A 19,867-nucleotide genomic window follows, 5' to 3' on the forward strand; every position below is an offset into this window, starting at 1 on the left:
GCGTGCGAATTTCCACGCCGTTTGGGAGGCCGGAGCCGGGTTGCGAAATTTTTGCGCCCATGCGGGAGGCGCGCAGCATTTGCGTCGCATAACACGCGTGGTGAAACCTCTGGATCCAAGGCACGGGCCCGGAGGTTCACGGTCCACTTCTTGGTCGTGCGGAGACAGCGAGGCTGAGATGCGTGTCGCCGAGGTCCTCGGTCAGCACTTGCTCTTCAAGTGGTAGCGACGACAGGCTGGCGTTGAGCGTGCCGCGCAGCTCGCGCAGCAGCAGGTACGCGCCGAGTGACTGCTGGGCCTCAAGGACGTCCACAAGGGAGGCGGTGCGCCGCGTGGCTGTGCACGCCGTCCGTGTTGAGGATGATGGCCTCGATGTCCGCCAGCATGGGGGACAGGGCCGGACCAGGACAGTCGAAGCCTCGGCGCGTGGGGCGCGGTGGCCACGTCGGCGACGCTCAGACGGAGGAACCTCCATCCGGTGTTGGAGCAACGGGGCGCCTGCATCGCGTCCCTCAGGGCAGTCCAACGCAATGACGGCCTGCTTGCGCTCGGCCAGGACAACCCCGAATACCTCCGAGAGGAACCCCCGCACCTGCTCTTCGTCGATGGCCACCATACGCTTCCTGGTGGCCGTCCTTCTGCCCAGGCGCCAGCTCCCTCGCACGTGGCGGCCAGGCAGGCGCTGGCTGATCCACTTGCTAGATGACGGGAGCCCTCAGCTCCGACCCCCTCCTGACGAACTACACGGGATTCGGGACTTGCCCCCCGGCGGCGACTCCTCACTCAACGCTCCTCTGCACCTCATTGGCCGGACGCTGACGATCGCCGCCAGCAGCGCGCAGACGGCCAAGGCAAAATCTAGGCGCTGCCCGTAGCCGGCAATCACCAGTCCCGCCCCGAGGAGGTTGTAGTAGAAGAGACTCAGGACTGCGCCAGCAGTTCCGAACCGATCAGCATAGGCTCGCAGGGCGATGCCCAGCACATTGGGGATCGCGACGGCATATGCGGACGAGATCAGCGTCACGCCGCTCAGGAAGGCCAGGCTCTGCGGCAGAAGCGCGGTGAGCAGGATGACGAGCGCGGTCCCCGCCCCCAGGAGGAGGACGCCGAGCGCGATCAGCGCTTCCGCCGTCCAACCGCGGCGCAACAGGGCACGGTTCATCAGCGCCCCCGCCAGCGCACCGGCGGCGAGCAGGAAACCGCTCTGGCCGAATGAGAGCCAGGGGTTCTCCAACCCGGCAAAGAGGAAGGGGCCAAGCTGGTACCAGGCGAAGATCGCGGCATTGAATGCGGCGATCAGCAGGGTACAGCGCCAAATGCCGGGATCGCGGAGCATGACTCGGAAGGTGGGCCAGAATGGGGCGACAGACAAAGTAGCGGGGCGGGTTTCAGGCCAGCGCCAGAGACTCAACCCGAGCATGAACGCCGCAAGCAGGCCGAGGGCCGCGAAGACGCCACTGTGACCGGCCTTGGCCGCGAGCAGTTGGCCTGCGAAGAGGCCCACCGCCGGGCTGATAGCCAGCGCCAGCCCAAGCACCGCGAAGACCCGGCCCAGCTCCGGCCCAGCATGGCTATCGCGTAGCGCGGTCTGGGTAACGATCGATCCAACCGCCGCCCCGAAGGCGGAAATAAGCCGTGCGGCCAGCAAATGTGAGAAATCACTGGCGACCATGGCCCAAGCCGCACCCGCCGCATAAAGCGCAAGGCCCGCAAGCAGCGCCGGGCGGCGGCCCCACAGATCGGAGAGCCGGCCCCAGGCCACCACGCCGAAAGCGAAGGCTGCGAACCAGAGTGACAGCGTCTGGCCCGTTTCGGCTGGGGTGACGCGATAGGCCGTAGCGATCAGCGGCAGGGCTGGGCTGTAGATGGTTTCAACGATCTGCGGAAAGCTCAGGAGCAGAATGGCGAGCAGGAACGGCGGACGGGGGGACATGGCAACCTCAACGACGATTCGCCATCACGTCTAGCCGTTCGGGCCTCCGCGTATTACAAACGGAAAGACAATTTCCATCGGAAATCGGACAAGTGCCCTGGCTAGCGCCCAGCGACCCTTTCGACCCCGACCAGCAGGCGGCGCCGGTCAGCGGCATCGCCTCGCTGCTGGTGCGCCACGATTCCGGCCTGCACAGCCATCAAAGAGGGCAGCTCCTCTTCGCCTACGCCGGCTCGATCCGCATTGCGCTACCCGGCATGATTTCGATGCTGCCGCCGATCCGGGTTGCATGGATTCCGCCGGCGACCGCGCATCGCGTGTTGATCCGCGGTGAGGTGGAATATCGCTCGATCTATCTCGACACGTCCCGCATCGCGCCCCCGACCGAGGGGTCGGCGATCCTGTCGATGACACCGCTTCTGCGTGAGGTGTTCGAACGGATCAGCCATGCGCCCTTTGAGACCGACTGGAACCAGGGGGCTGCGGCGAACCTGCTGGCGGTCTGCCTTGATGAGCTGCGGACGGCCCGGCGCGAGCCGATGCTCTTGCCGGTGCCGAGCGATCCGCGCCTCTCGCGGCTCAATCTTGACGAATTGCCGCCCGAACTCTCTGGGCTCGCGAACCTGGTGGGAGCCAGCGCTCGCACGATCACTCGCATCTTCCGGCGCGAGGCCGGTATGAGTTACCAGGCTTGGCGGCAGAGCTGGCGGCTTCTGCGGGCGGTGGACTTGCTGGCCTCGGGAGAGAACGTGAGCGGGGTGGCCTTCGATTTGGGCTTCGCCAGCGACAGCGCCTTTATCGCCTTTTTCCGCCAGATGACCGGCGAAACGCCAAGGCGGTATCTGCGCGGCAGGACATGACCACATAGAAAGCCAAAGCATGCTCGGTTTCGAGGGTTCTCGTCGTGGGGGGCGAAGATGGCACCCGCCAACTTGCCACGGCGGAGGCATACGCGCCCTGAGCGAACGGCCTCTCTGAAGGTGGCATCCCCCACCGCTGGGAGCTGACGGCAAGCCGAGGCCGGTCAGGTGCGGGAGCGCCGCTTCGGTAGACAGGTTGGCTCCGCTGCCTGCTTCCGCCCCTCAACCGTTCGCACGTACTCCACAGGGCTTTCCACTGGCGGCGCTGAAGGTGGGCACCGCGCCTCGTGTGGCATTCGAGGCGCGGTGCTTCGTCGAGACGAGCTGTTGACCCGGGCGGGACGGGCGACTGCGGGTCCCACCCGGCGTTCACCGTCATCCGCTCCATCGCGCGTACGGTGACGTAGGGCACGAAGCCCGCGGCGCGTGAGCGGGTGTATGCATCCGCGACGTGCGCGGAGTGCGTGGCGTAGTCGGTGGACTGGTGTCTGGCCACCAGCTTCGGCGAGGCCACGGCCCAGGAGCTGCTGGACACCTACGGCCGGCGCTTCACCACGGAGGAGACGTTCCGGGACGTGAAGGACCTCAAATTCGGAATGGGCCTGAAGGCGGTTCGCGTGAAGACGCCGGAGCGCAGGGACAGGCTGCTGCACATCTGAGGGGATGCCTCAGGGAATGCCCCGCATCGCGCAAGCATCATCCTGGCACCGGCGCCGACAGGCGCGTCATGACAGGAATGTCATGGCAACTCCGACTTTGAGGCCAAGGGTGTGTCGAAAACCCTTGGAAACACCGGGGGTATGGGTTGGCGCGGTCGTTGCTGATGAGGGGGCACTGTCAACCCACCCCCAAGGAGCAACACCCCATGCAGAACTCCAGGTCCTGGCTCGCGGCCGTCGCGGCCGTCGCATTCGTCACGACGGGCTGTGATTCCGATGAAGCTCCCGACGCGAAGAAGGTCGCCGACATCGCCGCCTCCCGGTCGGCGGAGACGCTGCGAGGTGTCAGCAGCAGCATGAAGACCGTGAGCGGCCTGTCGACGCTCAATGGCCTGGACGACGCGATGGCGCTGTTCGGCGCTGGCTTCGAGGGCGTGCCGCTCCCTGGGCTGCAGGTGGGTGACGAAGGCGAGGCGCTGTCCACCTTGTTCGACGCGGATGAAGTGGACGCGCAGGCGGACGAGTTGGAGCGGTTCCTGCGCGAGCGCGTCTTCACCGAGGCCAACGTGGAGTCCACGGAGGACAACGCCACCGTCTTCCGCTTGAAGGGCGAGCAGATCTGCACGGACGGCAGGGCGCCTGCGGACGCGGACTGTGTCCGCTTCGTGGATGATGCGCAGCTGCGCGTTCGCGCGACGAACCTGGGGGACGACTCCCTGGAGTTGGAGTTGCTCATCGGCGCGAAGCGCGCGGAGCCGCTGGCGCTGCGCTTCCTGCCGAAGGCCGTCTCGCTGGTGGTGGACCTGGGCGGCTTGAAGGGGGCGGTGGAGCAGCTCGACGCCGAGTCGGCCGGGTTCCTGCCGAAGGTGATGGTGGGGCAGGTTGAGCTCAAGGTGACGAAGGAGGGCGAGTCGCACTGGATTGTCAGCGCCTCCATCCTGGACGCGCTGCGGCTGGAGCTGGCGCTGGAGGGGAGCACCTTCGCGTTCTCCTCCGCGCGGGCGGTGCCGCTCGTGGCGTTCGAGGCGGACGGCCAGGCGAAGCGCGCGCGCTTCTCGCTGGACCTCAACACCACGGAGGTTCGCCTTCCTTACACGGGGTTGGCGCCGGCGCTGCGTGGCAAGGATTGGACGGTGTCCCTGGCCGGCATCTCGTACTCCGTCGAGGCGACGGAGAACCAGACGGACTTCGTGGTGAAGAACCTGGGCCTTGGCGACGCGCAGACCCACCTGAGCCTGGGGAACGACAAGCTCTTCGCGCTGGACCTCAATGAGCAGTCGGGTCGGCACTTCGACGTGACGCTGACGCGCGGGGCGGACGGCGCGCCGCTGCTGAAGGTGCAGCCGGAGTTCGACCTGGTGACGCGCTTCTACCTGGCGCCGCTGAAGGCGGACCCCGCGTCGGAGATCCCCGCGGCGTATGAGGACGCGACCTATCGGCTGCGTCTCAGCGGGGGCGCAGGGGGACCGAGCTTGCGCGCGGCGCCCGCCAACAGCGCCACGGGCTTCAAGGGCGGCCTGCAGGTGGTGACGGGCGAGCTGCTGCTCTCCGCGAATGACTCGCAGGTGGTCGTCGCCCAGGGGCAGTGCCTGGTGGGGGCGGAGCCGGCTTCAGAGAACGATGCTTCGCTGTTGTCGTACCTGCGGCAGGGCAGCTGCGAGTAGTCCTTCAACCCTTCGATGCCGCACGTGAGGGCCGCGCCCATTCCAAGGGGGGCGCGGCCCTCGTTTTCTTTCGGGCGGCTCCAGGAGTCGACCCTCACGAGGCCACGAAGCCGTGGCCCCGGACCTTGTCCGGTGTGGTGCCTGTCATCCGCCGGAACATCGCGATGAAGGCGGAGGCGCTGCTGTAGCCCAGGTCGAGCGCGATGGCCTCCACGGAGTGGCCCTGCTCCAGCCTCGCGAGCGCCTTCACCACGCGCAGCCGCTGGCGCCACTCGCTGAACGACAGCCCCAGGTGCTGCTGACAGCGCCGCTCCAGCGTCCGCTCCGTGGTGTGCAGCACCCGCGCCCACTCGGCCAGGGAGCGCTCATCCTCCGGGTGCTGCTCGAGCGCCGTGAGGACCGGCTCCAGGAGCGAGTCATCGGACATGGGCAGGTAGCTCCCATGGGTGGGGGCCAGCGTCAGCTGGTCGATGAGCACCCGGAACAGTCGGCGCTCGGCGCTCGTGCGAGGCTGCGCCAGCTCATGCGCGCGGAGGTGCTCCAGCAATGACTTCACCAGAGGGCTCACCGCCAGCGCGCACGTCGTCTTGGGCATGCCCCGGCACCACGCCTGCGCGAGGTAGAGCGAGCAGTGGCTCGCCTCGAAGCGGTTCATGCCCCGGTGCTCCACGTCGGGTGGAAGCCAGATGCCGTACTGCGGGGGCGCCAGGTAGTGGCTGCCGGCCAGCTTGAGTTCCATCACCCCGCTGAACGCGTAGACGAACTCCCCCCAGGGGTGCCGATGCCGGGGGTACGTCGCCGCGGCAGGCAGGCTCGCCGTCCGGAAATACACGGGGTGTGGAAGGTTTGTGGTGAAAGGAACCTGGAGCTGCTTCGCCATGGCGCCTTCTCGGGATGGGTTGTCGGAATCTCGCTATATCAATCAGCCCCGCCATGCGCAGGATGTTCGCATGAGTTCTCATCGGAAACCCGCGGACGGCTTCGCGCTCGCGAGCATGCTCGCGTTGTGCGCCATCTGGGGCATGCAGCAGGTGGCCGTCAAGCTGGCCGCTCCCCACATCCCCTCCATGATGCAGATGGCGGTGCGCTCGGGTGTGGGCGCGCTGCTCGTGGGGCTGTTGTGCTGGGTGCGCGGCGAGCGAGGGCTCTTGCGCCGTGGCCCCTGGCGTCCAGGGCTCGTGGTGGGCGCGCTCTTCGCCCTGGAGTTCCTCTTCGTCGGCGAGGGGCTGCGCCACACCCACGCGTCACATATGGGCGTCTTCCTCTACACCGCGCCCATCTTCGCCGCCCTGGGCCTGCACTGGCTCGTGCCTGCCGAGCGGCTGCGGCGCACGCAGTGGTTGGGCATCGCCGTGGCTTTCGTAGGCATCGCGCTGGCCTTTGGCGGTGGCTGGCTCCAAGGCGACATCAGCCCGGGCGTGCTCTGGGGCGACGCGCTGGGGCTGCTGGCAGGACTGGCCTGGGGGGCCACCACCGTGGCCATTCGCGTGTCGGCGCTGTCCGATGCGCCCCCCACCCAGACGCTCCTCTACCAGTTGGTGGGCGGCGTCGCGCTCCTGCTGCCGGTGGCCCTGCTCACCGGTCAGGCCGGCCCGATTTCAATGGCGCCCATTGCCTGGGCAAGTCTGTTGTTTCAGGGCGTCATCGTCTGCTTCGCCAGCTACCTCACCTGGTTCTGGCTCCTGCGCCGCTATCTTGCCTCCAACCTGTCGGTCTTCTCCTTCATGACGCCGCTGTTTGGCGTCAGCGCGGGCATCCTGGTGCTGAATGAGCAGGCGGATGGCTTCTTCGCCGTGGGGGCCGTGTTGGTGCTCACCGGCATTCTCATCGTTAGTGGTTCGAGCCTGCTTCGGCATCAGCCCACGCTGAAGACGGGGACGACCTGAGCCTTCCGCGCCGGGGGGAGGGAGAGCGAGGTCGATGTGCTGTCCACGACGCCCTGAATCCACGTTGGCCGACAACCCGCGTAGAGGGTCAGGTGCGCAACCTGGGTCTTCCCCTGGGTATTGAAGGTGATGCCCCAGCCTGGCTGCTGCGCGTTGTACCAGGCACCACTCAAGGTCATGAGGCCGGGCGCCGATACATGAGGTCGGTGCGCAGCGCGTACTTGCGGCCCTGGGTGACGGTGGCGCCCTCGTGAAGCAAGCGGTGATTGAAGAGCAGCGCGCTGCCCGTGCGCGGCGTCACGGAGTGCCCAAGCGACAGGAAGTTCGTTGCGCCTCCGCCCGGACATTCATTGAGGTAGACCATGAAGGTGAGGAGGCTCCGCTCGTCGCGCGTCCTCACGAAGGCGCCGTCGAAATGCGGGGCGAAGTATTCACCCACGTCATATCGGTAGCAGCGCAGGCGCTCATTGGCACCACAGAGGGTCCACTCGTGTTCGAGCCGGTGCGGCACATGCGGAGCGACACGCTCGAACAACGTCTGCGCCAAGGGGACGTCGTCGAACATCACCCGGGAGTTGTTCCGGATGTCCGGGCGCATCACGAAGCCCGCGGAAGTGGTGATGGGGGCCGCCGTGGGCCCCTCTGCTTCAATCCGTTCGATGAGCGCGGCGCACTCCTCCGCGCTGAGCAGGTCACGCAGGACGATGACGAGCGGGTTGTGCGTACCGAGCACATCATCCGGGTTGGGCAGGACGGGCGTCATGGTCTTCGCGAGGCGGAATGTGGGGGCGGCCACGGCCGGGCCGTGGGGCGGACTCTATCCCGGTTGACCCGCGAGCAACCAGGCGACGGCACCTGGCATCCATCCACGGGGTGACTCCTGGGTGACTGGGTTTTCGCCGAAAGGCAGGCGCTGGTCAGGGAGGTTCATGCATGCCGGCGGTCCATCACAGGACGGTGGATGCGGTTTCGTCGGTGAATTCGAGACGCTACGCTGAGGTCCATGAAGGCGAACCGAATCGTCCTCGTGTCGGGCCCGTCAGGTGCTGGCAAGTCCACCGTGGCACGTGGACTCGCGGAGCAGTCTCCCCTGGCGCGTGCGGTCCACCTGCATGCCGACGACTTCTATTCCTACATCCGCAAGGGTGCGCTGGCGCCCTGGCTGCCGGAGTCCCACGCTCAGAACACCACGGTGATGACGGCCCTGGCGGCGAGCGCGGCGAGTTATGCCGTGGACGGGTATGAGGTCATGGTCGATGGCGTCATTGGCCCTTGGTTCTTCGAACCCTGGCTTGTCGCCGCCCGGACGCATCGGCTTGACTTGCGCCTCATCGTCCTGCTTCCGGGCGAAGCGGAGACGGTGGCGCGTGCCACGAGGCGTGTCCACGCGGACGCACTCACCGACGCCGACGTGGTGCGTAACATCTGGCGCGGATTCCGCGAGGTGGCCCTCCCCGAGGGGCATGTGCTCGACACCAGCAATCAGGACGCCGCGGAGACCGTGGGCGCCGTGCGCCGTGGGTTGGCGGACGGGCGCTTCCGGCTGGAGTCACCGTAGGGCATCGGTGCGTTCCGCGCGTTCGTTGGCCCTCCAGCAGGCCTTCAATCGTTCCAGGTCCGCTGTGATGGCTTCCGCGTCCCGACGAATCGCCTCGGCGGACATGTCGCGGCGGCGGCGGATGATGCGCCTCATGTGCAGGCGCATCATCCCGCAGCATCTCAGTACATGAAGTTCAACGCGACGATGTCGGAAGGGGTGAACTCACCGTCGGTGCCAGACGGGTAGCAGGTATTCATGATGGACCCGCCCGGCGTTGCCCCCGTTGGCGTTCCGGGGATGTGCAATGCGCCCGTGCCCGTCGGCTCCATCGCGCCACTGCCACAGCTGATGCTCGGGTTGAAATGGTCCGTGTGGCGGAGGCCCAGCGTGTGGCCCAGCGCATGGGTGATGACATGCTCATTCAGGTCTACGCCGTAGCTGTTCAGGCCGGTGCCAATCGAAATCGCCCCATAGGGAAGTCCTCCTGAGGGAAAGCCCGCGACGTGACCACTCCCCGCCATGGTTTTCGCGGTGATGTTCGCGGTACAGCCGGTGGCCGGGCCTCGAACAAAGGTAATCCTGAGTCCCAAGGCATTGTAGTTGGCGAGTGCCATATCGAGACCTTGGATGAGCCGGACATAGCTCCGGAACTCCGTCGTGGGATTGACGCAAATCCTCGTCACGCTGGAGCCGACGATGTTGGTCGTCATGTAGTGCTCTTTGCTTCCCTCTCCGCGCTGGAGCATCTCCCGGGAGGCCGCGAGCGTCACATGCGCGTCGCCCCCGACGTAGACGGCGTCATCGACGACGGTGATGTCGTCGGGGCGAAACCCTGCCTCGGTCAGATTGGAGAGGAGTTCAGCGTTCCCGGTATGTGAGTCGGGCCCGCAGCCGGACAGCAAGGCGCCACAGTTCAACATCAGGACTGCCGCTCTCTTGAACATGGTTCGATGGGCTCCTGTCGTGAATCGGGTTTCTGCTCTGCTCGCTCGAGCAAAGCATGGCGGAAGTCGAGGCGGCACCGTGCCTGGCCACTCCTTTGGCGACTCCCGTCGCCCATCATGCAGGCGGCTGACCATGACGGGCCGGTGCGGCTTCCCTGCCACAGGCACGGGACTTGCTGGGAGTGTGGAGATGTGTCTCTCCAGCCTCGTGCTTACGTGGGTCCTTTCCCTCCAGGCAAGTGCCGCGCCTTCATCGCCCAAGCCAGTCACGGTGATGACCTACAACGTCCTCTACTCCGCTCCCGAGGAGGACGTGCAGAAGTCGCTCGATGTCATCGAGAAGGAGGCGCCCGATATCCTGTGCCTGCGTGAGCTGACGCCGAGATTCGCCAGGGCCTTTCGGAAGCGACTGGGGAAGCAGTTCCCCCACGTGCGGCTGGTGCCGCGAAAGGGAACCTGGGGTGTGGGTATCGCCAGCCGGTATCGGCTGTTGCGAACGGAGCACTTCCCCCAGACGCCACACAGGATGCCCGCGCTGGAGGCGGACATCCGGCTCGGTGAGCATTGGGTGAAGGTGGCCTGTGTGCACCTGATGGCGCCAGGTGCCAGGCATCAGCGGGCAGATGACCTGCTCACTTCCATGGAGAAGAACGCGGTGCTTCGGCATCGTCAGGCGGAGGCGCTGGTGCGGCGCTATGCGCGGTGGCGAGGACCGGTCCTGGTGCTGGGGGACATGAATGAAGGCCGCTCAGGCAAGGCCATGAAGGCCTTCGCCTCCGCGGGTTTCCAGCACGCGTGTGACGGACCGGACGCCGCCTGCGGTGCCACATGGCCTGGCACTGCCTCCGTCCTCCCGAGCGTCGTCGAAATCGACCATGTCCTTGGCCGCGAACTTCGCCTGAGCGGTGCGAAGGTGCTGCGTGCGGGAGGCTCGGACCACGATGCGGTCCGGGCGACGCTGGACTTTCCACTGTGACGTTCCGTGGACCGGGGCCCGCTTCGCCGATGTTTCATCGCCAGAGGAGACGGAAGGTGAGGGCATGGCGCGAAGAGCGCCGAGCCCACCAGGGCCGTGGGCAGCCTGGGAGAGATTGGCGCCCAGCAGTCCTGGCGCAGTAGCGGGCCACCACGCCTTGATTCCAGGTCCGGCGTGCCCCGAGCCTCAAGCCTGGACGCGCAGCACGCCGCCGAAGCCGCGCTCGCGGCCCAAGGCGGGAGACACGCCGGCTTCATTCACCGCTTCGCGCCCGGAGATGAGCACCGCCTTCACCGCGGCGTCGTTGCGGTTGACCAGGCGGACGAATCCCCCGAAGTTCTCCATGGGCGCCTCGGCCACCTTGTCGAGCTTCGCGTCCAGGCCGTCGGGCTGGATGACCACCAGGTCCGCGCGGCGGCCCTCCGCGAGCACGCCCGCATCCAGGCCGAACCACCCGGCCAGTTCCCCGGTCAGCCGGTGGACGGCGCGCTCCACGCTCATGAAGGGCTCGCCGCGCTTCTCCGCCTCGCGCACCAGCCGCAGCAGCCGCAGGGGGAAGTTGTAGTGCGCCATGTTGCGCAGGTGCGCCCCGGCGTCCGAGAAGCCCATGAGGATGTCCGGATGCCGGCAGATGCGCTCCAGCTCCTCGCGCCGGTCGTTGGCCATCACCGTGTACCAGCGCAGGGCGTCTCCGTGGGTGGAGATGAGATCCAGGAAGACGTCCACCGCGTCACGCCCCTGCTCCTTCGCCACCTGGGCGAAGGACTTGCCCACCACGCTGGCGTCGGGGCACTGGAGGATGCGCGACTCGTTGAAGTCCCGGTGGAAGGCCCGCGGCAGGAAGCGGTTCGTCCACTCGCGGCGGAAGCGGCTGCGGTACTCCGGCGTTCGCAGCAGCCCCGCGCGTGAGGCTGCGTCCTGGAGGTGAAGGGCAGCCGCACCCGCGCCGAACTCCTCGAAGACGACCAGGTCGATGCCGTCCGCCCAGAGGTCGAAGATTTCGGGCAGGGCCTGCCACCGGAAGTCCGCCCCCAGCAGCCGGTTGGCCACCTGGGACAGCACGCCGATGAGGCGGTGGATGCCCCGGTTGGCGCGCGTGTCCATCATCGAGATGACGGTCGTCTTGAGGCTCGGGCGGAACAACCCGACGCTCTCCAGGAAGAACAGCACCACGTTCACCTTGGTGCTGATGTTGGGCACGCCCTGGAATACACGGCCTCGTTCGCGGAGCAGCCGCGTCAGGCGGCGGTATTCGCTCCAGCGGGCATAGGTGGACGGCAGGGGGCGGCTGCGGATGTCGCGCGAGCCGCCCATCTTGTCCCATTTGAGCGTCATGATGGACAGGCCCACGTAGCCGAGCTCGAGCCCTTCGCGCACCAGGGACTCCATGGCGCGCAGCTCGTCCTCCCGTGGGCGCAGGCCGGGCTCCAGGCTGCGGTGCAGGCCCATGGTGTGGGCTCGCAGCGCGGAGTGCCCCAGGAAGGACGCGACATGGGGGCCCAGCGGCAATTGCTCCAGGTGCGTCAGGTAGTCACCGAGCGTGTTCCACGTCTTGCGCTCCTCCAGCAGCGACCGGACAGTCTCGTAGGGAATGGCCTCCACGCGGCAGAACATGTCCGCCAGGTCCTCGGGCGTGCCCAGCGCGAGGCTGAGCGAGCAGCTTCCCATCAGCACCGTGGTGACGCCGTGTCGTACGGACTCCGACAGCGAGGGCGCCAGCTCCACCTCCGCGTCGTAGTGCGTGTGGCAGTCGATGAAGCCTGGTGTCACCCAGTGGCCGGTGGCGTCGATGACACGCGTATGTGGGGCGCGCGGAATCGGTGCTTCCGAAAGCGTGGTGACAGTGTTTCCCCGGATGCCCACATGGAGCTTGCGCGGGGGATTGCCCAGACCATCGAATACGAGGCCGTTCTCGACGATGAGGTCCATGCACAGAGCCTAGGCACCGTCGAGTGTCAGCTTCCAGCCAGAAGACGCGCCGACAGTTCTCTCCCGCACATGCCAGCGTGGATGTCATTGCCTGGGCGCACCAGGGGAGCGCTCGGCCCCCGGGCAGCCGCACCGCAAGGGCGTGACTACCTTGGCCTGCGGAAGGTGCGAACGCACCAAGAGCCAAGGAGGCGTGCAATGCAAGGCAAGGGGTGGAAGTGGCTCACGCTGGTGGGCCTGGGGGCGTCGCTCGCGGCGTTCACCGGGTGCAATGAGCAGTCCGCGCGGGAGAACTCGCGGCAGGTGGGCCGTGAAGTAGGGAAGGCGACGAAGGAGGTTCAGGAAGGCGCTCGGGAGGCCGCGAAGGAAACCCATGGCGCGGCCCGGGAGGCGGCGCAGGGGTTCAAGGAAGGCCGGGGCGGCTCGGGGAATCCCGACGCCGGCGTCGACGCTGATTGAGGATCCGCGCGAGGGACTTGTGCGCGGCTTCCGTCGCTAGCGCCGCCGCCGCGGGGAACCCGTGCGTTGGGACGGCGCCGGGTCGGGCCTGGTTCGGGCGAGCCAGTCCTCCAGGCGCTCCGCGGCCTTCAGCTCGTCGGACAACTGGCTCCGTGCCTCCTCGGGAAGGGGCACGGCCTGCAGTTGCTGCTTCAAGGCACGTCCCGTCGTGGCATCCCCCAGGGCAATCGCCAGCTCCATCCGGGCGGCCAGGGCACGAACCCGGTCCACCACGGGCGCCTCCGCCTCATACCTGGCGAGTCCGATGTCGAGCGCCCGCGCGGCGGCTTTGTCGTCATTCTTGAACTCACGCAGGATGCGCGCGTTGTCGATGGCCTTCGCCAGGCCCGTGAGCTTCGCGGAGCCGCCGTACTCCAGGTCCTCCGGCTCATCGCGCTGGATGAAGATGATGTTGTTGCCGGTGGGGTCAATCAGTGAGAAGCGGCTCTGGCCGGGCCTGAACCGGGTGATGCGAGGCCTGCCCGTGGCCAGCACCTTGCCGTACTTCGCGCGCAGCGCATCCGTGAAGGCCCGGTGGTAGGGCTCCACCGAATCCACCATGACCAGGCAGCCACCCGAGTTCTCTTCGCTCGGGTCCAGGCTCTTGGCGCCCTTGCCGAAGTGCAGCTCGATGTCACTCCAGCGCAACGCCAGGTACAGGTACGGCTTGGTCATCTGGTACGTCACGGTGAAGCCGAGCGCCTGGTAGAACGCCAGTGTTTCGTCAGCCGAGACGCAGGGAAGCAACGGAACAGTCGTTTCCTTCCCGCTGATGGCGGTGGCCTTCGTCTCATGGGTGGGCATGGCCCGATGATAAACGAGCGACGTTGCCGGGGGCACCTCTTCGCGTCATGCGCCCAGGTGCCTGTTCCTGCGTATGGCGGCGCTATGAGACGCACATGCGCGGCGGCTCGTGGCGCACGAAGCCGCTCAGGGCCGCACGACATCCCGGATGAACCAGGTCAGCGCCTCCGCCATCTTCTGGTGTGTGGCCGCCGACGGGTGCCAGTCCTCGCCAACGCCGTCCACGTTGGGATTCTGCACGGCCATCACGTGCCGGTAGACGCGGGCGTCTCCCTGTTGCTGTCGCTCTGCTACAAGCTCGGTGAGCCAGTCACCGACATGGGCCGAAGTCGTCGTGCCGTTCTGCTCGAGCTGCTTGCGGCCGTCCGACATGCTCCCCAACGTGCAGACGAGATGGGCGCGCGGGTGGAGCGTCCGCAGCCGCGTGAGGAACGCGCGGTAGGCGGATTTGAAGGCCGCTTCGTCCGGAAGGTAGGCGTCGGTGCCGCTGCCGGCGAACGTGTCGTTGGTCCCCGCGTTGACGACAATCACATCGGGCGACGGGCCAGAGAAGTCCCAGGCGACGCCGTGGCCGGGGACCGCGAGCTCGTAGAGCGCGGGCACCAGGCCGGACGTGGACATGTCCAGGTTGCGGTACACCCCGTGGCCCGAATAGCAGATGAGCACCGCCTCCGCGCCCAGGTTCCCCGCCGTGAGCCAGGCATAGGTGCGCCGGGGATTCTGGTTCTTCGACGTGAAGGTGGGCGCGGTCCAGGAGGGCGAGCCCGGGATGAGGGCGACGTCGCTTCCGTAGCCACAGGTGACGGAGTCCCCAACGAACTCCATCCGGAGTCCCGAGCGGGCGGGCGGCTCCCGGAGCTCGCCATGAACCTCCAGCGCCACGAGTTCGCTGTGGCCGACCAGGGACTCGGTGCGCTTGATGAGTTCCACCGTGTGCAGCCCCACCTCCAGGCCGGTGGCGAGCAGGTAGCTGGACTGATGGCGGCTCACCGCGAGCTGTCGCGCGGGCGCCCCGTCAATCACGACATCGAAGTAGGTGGTCCCCACCTCGCCACCCTGGCCCGCGTCGTGGAGCTCCATCCGAACGGCGTCTCCCCAGAAGCGGGCACGGATGGTCACTCCGGGGTGGGAGAAGACGACGCCGGTGTCCGAACGGTACGTCCGGCCGAGGTACTGCACGCGTGCGTCGGAGGCGGGAATGCGCACCCACGCCAGTGCACCCGCGTCTGGCGCGAGCGGCGGGGTGTGCGAGGCTGACTTGCACCCACTCACCAGCAGTCCGGCTCCCACGCTGGCGACCAGCAGTCCCCGCGCCAGGGCCGCGCCGATGCCACGCACCGCATGAAGGGCGTTCCTCATGCGCTCAGTGGATATCGCAAGACGGACACGCATGCGCTGGGGACGCAGGGCACCCGGCGTCCAGGGGACGTCAGCGCGGGCATCGGGCACCATGCCGGCACGAGGCTCGGCACGGTGCCACGTGGCGCGCTACGGGCCGGTCAGCCGGTGGAGCGGGAAGGAGGGATGGCTCCACGTCCCGCCGGGGATGCTCATGTTCAGGGAGGACGGCATGGCGCCCGGAATGCCCGCCGCGCCGTTGGTGGTGAACGTCCCCGCGGGCGTCGAGCGATTGTTTCGTGGCCGTGCGAGTCCGCCTCTGGGCCTGGCGGCGTACGTCCAGGCCCGGGCCGCTGACGGGCTCACCGGGCCTGGGTCTGCCGCGCGGCCTGGAGCGTGTTCGCCAGCAGCATGGTGATGGTCATCGGCCCCACGCCGCCGGGCACCGGGGTGATGGCGCTGGCAATGGGCTGGATGGCATCGAAATCCACGTCCCCCACCATGCGGTAGCCGCGCGGTGAGCTCGCGTCGGACACGCGGTTCTGCCCCACGTCGATGACGACGACGCCCGGCTTCACCATGTCCGCGGTGATGAGGTTCTGCTTGCCCACCGCGACGATGAGGATGTCCGCCTGCCGCGTGAATGACGCGAGGTCCGGCGTGTGGCGGTGGGTGATGGTGACGGTGGCGTCGGGGCCCGGCGCCATCAGCAGCGACGCCAGCGGCTTGCTGACGATGAGGCTGCGGCCCACGATGACCACGTGTTTGCCCCGGGTGGGGATGTCCTCGCGCCGGAGCATCTCCATGATGCCGGCGGGGGTGCAGGGCACGAAGGCCCGGGGGTCTCCGACGAAGGCGAGCCCGGCGTTCACCGGGTGAAAGCCATCCACGTCCTTCGCCGGGTGGATGTGCTCCAGGACGGCCTTGTAGGGCAGGTGGGCCGGCAGCGGCAGTTGCACCAGGATGCCGTGCACGGACGGGTCGGCGTTCAGCCGGTCGATGACGGCGAACAGCGCCTCCTTCGACACGTCCTCGGGCAACGTCAGCGTCTGGCCGCGCATCCCCAGGGACTCGCACGCTCGTGTCTTGCTCGCGACGTACGCCTGGCTCGCCGGATTGTTGCCCACCAGCACCACGGAGAGCCCGGGGGTCACGCCGGCGGCCTGGAGCGCCGCGACGTCCTGGGCCATCTCCGCCCGCATCACCCGGCTGATTTCGGTTCCATCGAGGGTCCGCGCCATGCGCGGCTTCTTACGCCAGATTCTCCAGGTTGGCGCAGCGCTTCTTCTTGATGTCCACCCCAGACGGTGTCCTGGGACACGCTCCCCGTCGTACCCCGCGGGCCCTGGATTCGCGGTGAGCAAAAAGAGCAGGGCCCGCGCGCACTCGGGGCTTGGGCGGCGAATGAAAGGGCGAGGACGGCGCGACGCCGGACCCGCTTCGCTTCCCGGAGAAACCCATGACGTCCATGCATTGTCGTGTTGCCACCACCCAGCGCGAGCTCGATGACGCGGTCCGCGTCCGCTGGACCGTCTTCGGCGGAGAGCTGGGGTTGATGACGGGGTGGATGCCGCCGTCGCGTCGCGAGGTGAGCTGTTTCGACACGCTGGACACCACCGTGCATCTGGTCGTCTATGCGGACGCGGCCCCGGTGGCTACGTTGCGGCTGCTGCTGCCCAACCCGGAGGTGGCGGATGCCATCGGCGGACGGCTGGGGCTGGAGCTGGAGCAGAAGCTGGACCTGTCCGAGGTGGTCCGCCCGGGCATGGTCGTCGCGGAGACGTCGCGCTTCTGCGTGCTCGACGGCTGGCGCCACTCCGAGGCCGTCACCCGGCTGCACGCGGGCATCTACGAGGAGAGCCGGCGGCGCGGCGTGACGCACTGGCTTGCGTCCGCGAACCTGGACACGGATTCGCGCGAGGACGCGATGCTGTCCTGTCAGGTGGCCGCCTACCGGGGCTGGATGAGCCAGCGCTGGCGCGTGGACGTGCCGGAGCCGGTGGATGCACCCGTCATCCCCAGCAATCCCTACTACACGCCCATGGAGCGGCTGCGCGCGGAGCAGGGCCTGCTGGACGGCTTGCGCGTGCCGAGGGCGCCCACGCTCTTCGCCCGGAAGATGGGGGCGCGCTTCATCTCCGAGCCTCTCTACGACGCCAGCTTCCGTCGCTTCACCCTGCCGCTCATCGCCGCGCTGGATGAGGTTCCCGCCAGCACCCTGGCGCGCTTCAACGCGCTGGCGCAGCACCCCCTTCGCCGCGCCGCCTAGGCCGCTGGCGCTTCTCCCTTCCCTTCACCTTCAACGCGCAGCAGCCGGGGACCGGAAACGGCCCGGAAACAGGAGACGTCCGTGAACACGCAAGTGCAGAACCCGACGCAGGTGGACTGGGTGGCAGTGCTGGAGCAGGAGGCCCGCGGGCTGGTGGCCGCGCTGGACGTGCAGCCCGACGCCCGTCGTCTCTTCGACGGCACCATCGACACCGAGGGCTATATCCACTACCTGATTCAGACCTACCACTATGCGCGCTGGAGCACGCCGATGCTGGCGGAGGCGGGCCACCGGCTCGAGCGCCAGGGCCGGCACCCGCACCTGGCGGAGCTGCTGGTGCAGAAGGCCGGAGAGGAACGCGGCCACGAGAAGTGGCTGCTGTCGGACCTGAAGAACCTGGGGTGTCCGGAGGTGCGCGTGGAGACCGCGGCGCGGACTCCCGCGGTGGACGCCTACACCGGCTGGAACTTCTTCACCTCCCGGTCCGGCGTGCCGACGGCGGTGCTGGGGACCGCGTATGTGCTGGAGTACCTGTCCCAGACGCGAGCGACGGGGGTCGTGGAACGTCTGATTGCGGCCGACGCGATTCCGAACATCCGGAAGTCCGTCACCTTCCTGCGCAGCCACGGCGCGCTCGACGGGGACCATGTGGCGGAGATGGAAGCGGTGCTGCGGACGCTGACGGACCCCGAGGACCAGGCGGCGGTGATTTTCTCCGCCCGCGCCACGCGGTGCATCTACCCGGGCATCTTCCGCGAGCGCTGAAGGCCGCATACCTCCCCGGTGGTAGAGACAGTCCCGCGCCTGAAGGCGATCCTCCCCTGCGAATCGTCGTCCGCGAAGTGGGAGGCGTCTTCATGCGCTACATCACCCAGATCCGTCTCGAGGGAGGCGCGCTTCACGAACACATTGCCCGCCTTCGCTGGAAGGAGGGCAACGAGGTGGGGGAGGGCAGCCGCTTGGAGCTGGTCCAGTGGCTCAAGGCGGGGGGAGATGCCCGGGTACAGACGTGGCCCCGGGACGTGAAGGTCGAGGTCATCGACGCCCGGCCTCCGTACCTGCGGACGAAGGCCAATGGCATCCTCACGGACAACCTGCTGGAGCTGCCGCGCTTCTGAAGCGTCGCCTCAGACGGGCTTGTTGAGGTGCGCCGCCTGGTAGAGGAAGTCCGTCCGGTTATCGACTTGCAGGCGGCGGAAGATGTCGCGCACGTGCGTCTTCACGGTGTCCTCGGAGAGGCCCAGCTCGCTGGCAATCTGCTCGTTGGACCAGTTGTGGAGCATGCCCCGGGCGATGTCGACCTGCCGGGCCGTGAGCTGCATGCGCATGGTTTCGGGGAGCGGAATCGACAAGGGAATCTCGTTCAGAATCAGGGCCCACTGACGCGGGCCTTCGGTTTCGGGGAGCTCGACGAACCGCACCACGCGGTACGAATCGCCGTGGAGGGAGACCCAGAGATTGTTTTGGAGCTGCGCGTCCGGCGTCATCCGCGTTAGGGCCCCCAGCCGCTCCATGAGGACGAGCGGAATCCCCGAGGAATGCAGGTCCGAGGGCTTGAACCACCGCTCCAGCAGCGTGGCGGCCCGGCGTGAGCGCAGCACCTCGTGCGAGGGCGGCGCCACCACGACGTAGGCGGCGTCCGGCCGGCTGTAGAGCTCCTCCAGGAGCCGGGAGCCCGTCGAGGCCGTCTGCATGTCGCGGCAGTTGCGCACCGCGTTCAGCAGGTGGGGCGTGAGGCTCGTCAGGAAGGCGGCGTCCTTCTCCGAGAAAGCCAGCCGGCGGTCCCGGTAGAGCGTGAAGGCTCCCAGGAGTTGAGGATGGACGGGCAGGAGCACCGCCATGACGTGCTCCAGGCTCAGGTCCAACTCCTTGCTGCGCTGGTAGAGCGCGCTGCGCTCCAATTCCTTGCGGGTAATCATCTCCGAGTCCCGGAGGACCACATTCGGCTGGGCGAAGATGGGGGCCCGCACGAAGTCGGAATCGACCCACTTGGAATACTCATCCAGGAGGGCCAGCCGGTAGCCGGGGACCAGCCATTGGAACTCGACGATGGGGCCCAGGTTGATGAGGCACAGGCCCACGTAGTCGGCGGGCGTCAGCTCCAGCAGGGGCTCCCGGGCGGATTCGAGCGCTTGGGGGAGGGACAAGGTGCTGTTGAGTGCCGCGATGACTTTGTTCTGGAGTAGGAACTCATGGGAGGAGACGTTCATCGACGCGAGCTTCCTTCCTGCCTGGTCAGGCAACCCTGCGGGTCCGTTTCTGTGTCAGGCCATTCAATAGGCTCCGACTGAAAGGCTGTCCCTCACCCCCCAGTGGTAGGCCCCGAGCTTGACAGGAGGCTCCCTCGCCTTTCGGTGGTCATGCAAGGGGCTGTCGATGGCTTGACAAGACGCGGTCCGCCCGGGACGGGATGACCCAGGCAAGTCGGGCCGGAATGACAGGCAGGGCGTCAGACGAGGAACCACCCCTCAGGTTTCTGAGCAGGGCAGGCAGGAAACGTCGTCATTTCGTGACACCTGTCAGGCGCCCCCTGGCGTGCAGGCGTTGGCATCTTCATTGCTGAAGTG

At 67.5% G+C, this 19,867-nt stretch carries 22 protein-coding genes; 10 read left to right on the forward strand and 12 right to left on the reverse strand.

The genetic code is table 11. The annotated features are described in order from the left end of the window. Nucleotides 1-136: 136 nt before the first annotated feature. Both FMQ63_RS03325 and FMQ63_RS03330 read right to left on the reverse strand, forming a co-directional pair. Entirely contained in the window at nt 137-313 is a 177-nt protein-coding gene (locus FMQ63_RS03325; RefSeq protein WP_153881070.1) for a hypothetical protein, read from the reverse strand. 402 nt (nt 314-715) lie between these two features. Then, on the reverse strand, nt 716-1,933 hold the full coding sequence (locus FMQ63_RS03330; RefSeq protein ID WP_011552289.1) for an MFS transporter: 1,218 nt from the start codon (nt 1,931-1,933) through the stop codon (nt 716-718). Between the two features lie 92 nt (nt 1,934-2,025). Between FMQ63_RS03330 and FMQ63_RS03335 the strand changes: the two genes are divergently transcribed. The 3 genes from FMQ63_RS03335 to FMQ63_RS03345 all read left to right on the forward strand — a co-directional run bounded on the left by FMQ63_RS03335 (nt 2,026) and on the right by FMQ63_RS03345 (nt 5,116). After that, nucleotides 2,026-2,793, forward strand: a complete 768-nt coding sequence (locus FMQ63_RS03335) for a helix-turn-helix transcriptional regulator (RefSeq protein WP_011552290.1) — start codon at nt 2,026-2,028, stop codon at nt 2,791-2,793. A gap of 476 nt (nt 2,794-3,269) precedes the next feature. Next, the gene (locus FMQ63_RS03340; RefSeq protein WP_020477576.1) at nt 3,270-3,452 is read left to right on the forward strand and encodes a hypothetical protein; all 183 of its coding nucleotides are present in this window, start codon (nt 3,270-3,272) and stop codon (nt 3,450-3,452) included. Nucleotides 3,453-3,658: 206 nt separating this feature from the next. Beyond that, entirely contained in the window at nt 3,659-5,116 is a 1,458-nt protein-coding gene (locus FMQ63_RS03345; protein ID WP_225909882.1) for a hypothetical protein, read from the forward strand. A 94-nt stretch (nt 5,117-5,210) separates the two neighbouring features. Here the strand turns inward: FMQ63_RS03345 and FMQ63_RS03350 are convergent, their stop codons facing one another. Further along, nucleotides 5,211-5,948, reverse strand: coding sequence for a helix-turn-helix transcriptional regulator (locus FMQ63_RS03350; RefSeq protein ID WP_228556355.1), 738 nt, complete (start codon nt 5,946-5,948; stop codon nt 5,211-5,213). 118 nt (nt 5,949-6,066) lie between these two features. Here FMQ63_RS03350 and FMQ63_RS03355 point away from each other — a divergent pair, with 118 nt between their 5' ends. Further along, nucleotides 6,067-7,002: a DMT family transporter gene (locus FMQ63_RS03355; RefSeq protein ID WP_011552293.1), complete on the forward strand. Its 936-nt coding sequence runs from the start codon at nt 6,067-6,069 to the stop codon at nt 7,000-7,002. Here FMQ63_RS03355 and FMQ63_RS03360 read toward each other — a convergent pair. Together FMQ63_RS03360 and FMQ63_RS03365 are read right to left on the reverse strand one after the other, a co-directional pair. Next, complete coding sequence (locus FMQ63_RS03360; RefSeq protein WP_020477577.1) at nt 6,972-7,181, reverse strand: hypothetical protein; 210 nt, start codon at nt 7,179-7,181, stop codon at nt 6,972-6,974. The two genes, FMQ63_RS03355 and FMQ63_RS03360, sit on opposite strands and share 31 nt — an antisense overlap. Continuing rightward, on the reverse strand, nt 7,178-7,765 hold the full coding sequence (locus FMQ63_RS03365) for a 2OG-Fe(II) oxygenase (RefSeq protein ID WP_216608923.1): 588 nt from the start codon (nt 7,763-7,765) through the stop codon (nt 7,178-7,180). Before FMQ63_RS03365 ends, FMQ63_RS03360 begins: the two co-directional genes overlap by 4 nt. A gap of 240 nt (nt 7,766-8,005) precedes the next feature. Here FMQ63_RS03365 and FMQ63_RS03370 point away from each other — a divergent pair, with 240 nt between their 5' ends. Then, nucleotides 8,006-8,560 carry an AAA family ATPase gene (locus tag FMQ63_RS03370; RefSeq protein ID WP_011552295.1) on the forward strand — a complete coding sequence of 185 codons (555 nt, stop codon included), beginning with the start codon at nt 8,006-8,008 and terminating at the stop codon, nt 8,558-8,560. On the opposite strand, the gene FMQ63_RS37265 is transcribed toward FMQ63_RS03370, so the two are convergent. Both FMQ63_RS37265 and FMQ63_RS03375 read right to left on the reverse strand, forming a co-directional pair. Next, nucleotides 8,552-8,710: a hypothetical protein gene (locus tag FMQ63_RS37265; protein ID WP_011552296.1), complete on the reverse strand. Its 159-nt coding sequence runs from the start codon at nt 8,708-8,710 to the stop codon at nt 8,552-8,554. The two genes, FMQ63_RS03370 and FMQ63_RS37265, sit on opposite strands and share 9 nt — an antisense overlap. 11 nt (nt 8,711-8,721) lie before the next feature. Beyond that, nucleotides 8,722-9,486 (reverse strand): M57 family metalloprotease, encoded by a 765-nt coding sequence (locus tag FMQ63_RS03375; RefSeq protein ID WP_011552297.1) that lies wholly within the window; start codon nt 9,484-9,486, stop codon nt 8,722-8,724. A 274-nt stretch (nt 9,487-9,760) separates the two neighbouring features. On the opposite strand from FMQ63_RS03375, the gene FMQ63_RS03380 reads away from it, so the two are divergent. Further along, complete coding sequence (locus tag FMQ63_RS03380; RefSeq protein ID WP_216608924.1) at nt 9,761-10,462, forward strand: endonuclease/exonuclease/phosphatase family protein; 702 nt, start codon at nt 9,761-9,763, stop codon at nt 10,460-10,462. Nucleotides 10,463-10,648: 186 nt separating this feature from the next. On the opposite strand, the gene FMQ63_RS03385 is transcribed toward FMQ63_RS03380, so the two are convergent. Beyond that, nucleotides 10,649-12,391 (reverse strand): amidohydrolase family protein, encoded by a 1,743-nt coding sequence (locus tag FMQ63_RS03385; RefSeq protein WP_011552299.1) that lies wholly within the window; start codon nt 12,389-12,391, stop codon nt 10,649-10,651. 198 nt (nt 12,392-12,589) lie between these two features. On the opposite strand from FMQ63_RS03385, the gene FMQ63_RS03390 reads away from it, so the two are divergent. Beyond that, nucleotides 12,590-12,850 (forward strand): hypothetical protein, encoded by a 261-nt coding sequence (locus FMQ63_RS03390; protein ID WP_020477579.1) that lies wholly within the window; start codon nt 12,590-12,592, stop codon nt 12,848-12,850. A gap of 36 nt (nt 12,851-12,886) precedes the next feature. Here FMQ63_RS03390 and FMQ63_RS03395 read toward each other — a convergent pair whose 3' ends face one another. The 3 genes from FMQ63_RS03395 to folD form a co-directional block, all read right to left on the reverse strand. Then, nucleotides 12,887-13,693, reverse strand: coding sequence for a glyoxalase (locus FMQ63_RS03395; RefSeq protein WP_020477580.1), 807 nt, complete (start codon nt 13,691-13,693; stop codon nt 12,887-12,889). Nucleotides 13,694-13,819: 126 nt separating this feature from the next. Beyond that, nucleotides 13,820-15,052: an SGNH/GDSL hydrolase family protein gene (locus FMQ63_RS03400; RefSeq protein ID WP_225909883.1), complete on the reverse strand. Its 1,233-nt coding sequence runs from the start codon at nt 15,050-15,052 to the stop codon at nt 13,820-13,822. Between the two features lie 341 nt (nt 15,053-15,393). Then, nucleotides 15,394-16,272, reverse strand: a complete 879-nt coding sequence (gene folD, locus FMQ63_RS03405; protein ID WP_011552302.1) for a bifunctional methylenetetrahydrofolate dehydrogenase/methenyltetrahydrofolate cyclohydrolase FolD — start codon at nt 16,270-16,272, stop codon at nt 15,394-15,396. 218 nt (nt 16,273-16,490) lie between these two features. On the opposite strand from folD, the gene FMQ63_RS03410 reads away from it, so the two are divergent. The 3 genes from FMQ63_RS03410 (at nt 16,491) to FMQ63_RS03420 (ending at nt 18,418) form a co-directional block, all read left to right on the forward strand. Then, nucleotides 16,491-17,300 carry a GNAT family N-acyltransferase gene (locus tag FMQ63_RS03410; protein WP_020477581.1) on the forward strand — a complete coding sequence of 270 codons (810 nt, stop codon included), beginning with the start codon at nt 16,491-16,493 and terminating at the stop codon, nt 17,298-17,300. Nucleotides 17,301-17,381: 81 nt separating this feature from the next. Beyond that, nucleotides 17,382-18,065 carry an iron-containing redox enzyme family protein gene (locus tag FMQ63_RS03415; protein WP_020477582.1) on the forward strand — a complete coding sequence of 228 codons (684 nt, stop codon included), beginning with the start codon at nt 17,382-17,384 and terminating at the stop codon, nt 18,063-18,065. Between the two features lie 92 nt (nt 18,066-18,157). Continuing rightward, nucleotides 18,158-18,418: a DUF3892 domain-containing protein gene (locus FMQ63_RS03420; RefSeq protein ID WP_026113945.1), complete on the forward strand. Its 261-nt coding sequence runs from the start codon at nt 18,158-18,160 to the stop codon at nt 18,416-18,418. A 9-nt stretch (nt 18,419-18,427) separates the two neighbouring features. Here FMQ63_RS03420 and FMQ63_RS03425 read toward each other — a convergent pair whose 3' ends face one another. After that, nucleotides 18,428-19,510, reverse strand: a complete 1,083-nt coding sequence (locus FMQ63_RS03425) for a LuxR C-terminal-related transcriptional regulator (protein ID WP_225909884.1) — start codon at nt 19,508-19,510, stop codon at nt 18,428-18,430. Between the last annotated feature and the right edge of the window lie 357 nt (nt 19,511-19,867).

Origin of the sequence: Myxococcus sp. CA005 (assembly GCF_006518205.1) — a bacterium.
Classification (GTDB): domain Bacteria; phylum Myxococcota; class Myxococcia; order Myxococcales; family Myxococcaceae; genus Myxococcus; species Myxococcus xanthus.